4 protein-coding genes are annotated in these 2,766 nt (G+C 74.8%); 1 reads left to right on the plus strand and 3 read right to left on the minus strand.

Annotated elements, in window-relative coordinates:
• The 3 genes from HW577_RS23310 to HW577_RS23320 form a co-directional block, all read right to left on the minus strand.
• A partial coding sequence (locus HW577_RS23310; protein ID WP_198378498.1) for an AAA family ATPase occupies positions 1 to 783 on the minus strand: 783 nt, incomplete at its 3' end.
• 86 nt (positions 784 to 869) lie between these two features.
• Positions 870 to 1,469 carry a DsbA family protein gene (locus HW577_RS23315; RefSeq protein WP_198378495.1) on the minus strand — a complete coding sequence of 200 codons (600 nt, stop codon included), beginning with the start codon at positions 1,467 to 1,469 and terminating at the stop codon, positions 870 to 872.
• A gap of 89 nt (positions 1,470 to 1,558) precedes the next feature.
• Complete coding sequence (locus HW577_RS23320; protein ID WP_198378496.1) at positions 1,559 to 2,026, minus strand: DUF721 domain-containing protein; 468 nt, start codon at positions 2,024 to 2,026, stop codon at positions 1,559 to 1,561.
• Here HW577_RS23320 and HW577_RS23325 point away from each other — a divergent pair.
• Positions 2,020 to 2,766: A/G-specific adenine glycosylase (locus tag HW577_RS23325; protein WP_198378497.1), on the plus strand; the 747-nt coding region annotated here is incomplete at its 3' end. The genes HW577_RS23320 and HW577_RS23325 overlap by 7 nt on opposite strands.

Here is a 2,766-nt window from a genome sequence, read left to right on the forward strand (position 1 = left end):
GCGGACCCCGGCGCGGGCGGCGGCGAGTTGCTCGGCGGCGAGGCGGCCGGCCGCGCCGGCGCGGGCGGCGAGGATGGCGAGCCATTCGCCTTCCGCCTGCCGCACCAGCCCGGAGAGGTTGCGGTAGCGATTGGCCTGCCGCGCCTGGCGCTGCAGCCCCTGGCGCTGGGTGTCGAGCTGCCCGAGCAGGTCCTCGGCGCGCGACAGGTTCGTCTCGGCCTGGCGCAGCTTCAGTTCCGCCTCATGCCGGCGGGCGCGCAGCCCGGCGATGCCGGCCGCTTCCTCCAGCACCTGGCGGCGATCCTCGGGCTTGGCCTGGATCAGGGTGGAGACGCGGCCCTGGCTGACCATGGCGGAGGCACGGGCGCCCGAGCCGATATCGGCGAACATGGTCTGCACGTCGCGCGCGCGGACCTCCTTGCCGTTCACCCGGAAGGCGGAACCTTCGCCGCGGGTGATACGGCGGACGATCTCGAGTTCCGGCTGGTCCTGGTTGGGCGGCGGGGCGAGGCCTTCCGCATCCTCCAGGCTCAGCGCGACTTCCGCGAGGTTGCGCCCCGCGCGGGTCGCGGTGCCGGCGAAGATGACGTCGTCCATCTCCCCGCCGCGCATGGCCTTGGCGGAGGTCTCCCCCATCGCCCAGCGCAGGGCTTCGACGACGTTGGACTTGCCGCAGCCATTCGGGCCGACGATGCCGGTCAGGCCGGGCCGAACCTCGACATTGGTCGGCTCGGCGAAGGACTTGAAGCCGGCGATGCGGATGCGGGCGAGGGTCGCGCGCACGGCGGCGAGGCGCTGGGCCTCGCTGCGCCCGCCATCCTCGCCATCCTCGCGCGCCGGCTCGGGGGCCGGGACGTGCCCGTCCGCCGTCACGGAGTCTGGACCTCGCGCAGGAAGCGGTCGAAGGGAATGGCCCCGCCGACGACGCGGCGGCCGAAGACGAAGGTCGGCGTCGCCTGGACGCGGTGCTCCGTTTCCCCCTGCTGGCGGATGGCGAGCACGCCGCGGGCAAGGTCGTCATCGGCCCAGGCGGCCTCGAAGGTCGCGGGGGCCATGCCGGCCAGGGTCGCGATCCTGCCGATCTCCGCCTTGTGGTCGACGCCGCGGGCATAGGCCCAGCGGTCCTGGGTGCTGAACAGGGCGGTCAGGAAGGCCTCATAGGCCTCGGCGGGGAAGGCGCGGGCGACGGCGTGCGCGCGCAGCGAGATCTGGTCGAGCGGGAAATCCTTCCAGACCATGCGGATGCGGCCCGTGTCGACCAGTTCCGTCCGGACCCGCGGCCAGGTGTCGCGGTGGAAGGCCCCGCAATGGGAGCAGGTGAGGGAGAAGTATTCGATCACCGTCAGCGGCGCATCCGCCCGGCCCACCGACCTTTCGCCGAGGCGCGGGTCGGCCGGCGCCTGCGCGAGGGCGGGGCCGGCGGCGATCAGGCCTGTCGCGGCGGCCAGCAGGGAACGGCGGTCGGGCATCGTGCTCTCTCTCCTCTCTCCGGCCGCGTGAAGGGGGGCGGCCGGGGTGGATATGGGGCGGGCGGCCGCGAGGGGGGACTCGGGGCCGCCTAGTCCCGTTTCCGATAGACGCCGCGGCCCAATCTTTCCAGCGCCGCCCGCAACTCCGGGGATTCGATGCCGGCCAGGGCCGATTCGACCCGCTCGGGCAGCGATTCGGGGGCGGCGGGGCGGCGCCGGGCGGGGGCGGCGCCCGTCGGGGCCTGCTGGACGAATCGGAAGCGCTCGACCGCCACCCGCCCGAGCGCGGCGTTGATCCGGGAGGCCAGTTGCGGCGCGAGGTGCTGCAATTCCATCGCCACCGGCCCGGAACAGGCCAGCGTCAGCGTCCCCTGGGTCAGGCGCAGAGGCTGGGTCACGGCGGCGATGGCCGGGCCGGCGATGTCCGGCCAGTCGGCCATGATCATCGCCCCGGCGGGGCTCTTGCGCTTGTAGGCCGGGCGTGTGAGGCGGGGGACCAGGGCGCCGAGGGGCCTCGGCCCACCCAGGAACCGCTTCTGCTCCTCCTCCCGTGACATCCGACAATCCTCCCGCCGCCGCGCTGCTCGCCTGGTACGACCGGCACCGGCGGGATCTGCCCTGGCGGGCGGCGCCGGGGCAGCCGCGCGATCCTTACCGCGTCTGGCTGTCCGAGGTCATGCTCCAGCAGACGACGGTCGCCGCGGTGGGGCCGCGCTTTTCGCGGTTCCTCGCGCGCTTCCCCTCCATCCAGGCCCTGGCGGCGGCCGATTGGGCCGAGGTGGCGGAGGAATGGGCGGGGCTGGGCTACTACGCCCGGGCGCGGAACCTCCATGCCTGCGCGAAGGCCGTGGCGGCGGCGGGACGTTTCCCGTGCAACAGGGACGGGCTGGCGGCGCTGCCCGGCATCGGGCCCTACACGGCGGCCGCCGTCGCGGCGATCGCCTTCGACGCGCCGCTGGTGCCGCTCGATGGCAATGTGGAACGGGTGACGGCGCGGCTGTTCCGGGTGGAGGAGCCACTGCCGGGCGCCAAGCCGCGTCTTGCCGCGCTCGCCCAGGGCTTCATGGCCGACGGCGCGGCCAGCGCCCGGCCGGGGGATTTCGTCCAGGCGCTGTTCGACCTGGGTGCGACCATCTGCACGCCGCGCAGCCCGGCCTGCGGCATCTGTCCCTGGCAGGGGCCCTGCGCGGCGCGGGCGGCGGGGGTGGCCGCGGACCTGCCGCGCAAGGCGCCCAAGCGCGCCCGGCCGCTCCGCCACGGGGCGCATTTCCTGCTGCGGGACGCGGCGGGGCGGGTG

This window comes from Neoroseomonas rubea, from assembly GCF_016106015.1.
GTDB classification, from domain to species: Bacteria; Pseudomonadota; Alphaproteobacteria; order Acetobacterales; family Acetobacteraceae; genus Neoroseomonas; species Neoroseomonas rubea.

Excerpts from the sequence above, each read along its gene's own strand:
- HW577_RS23320 (WP_198378496.1), bottom strand. The coding sequence starts at position 2,026 with ATGTCACGGGAGGAGGAGCAGAAGCGGTTCCTGGGTGGGCCGAGGCCC.
- HW577_RS23315 (WP_198378495.1), bottom strand. The coding sequence starts at position 1,469 with ATGCCCGACCGCCGTTCCCTGCTGGCCGCCGCGACAGGCCTGATCGCC.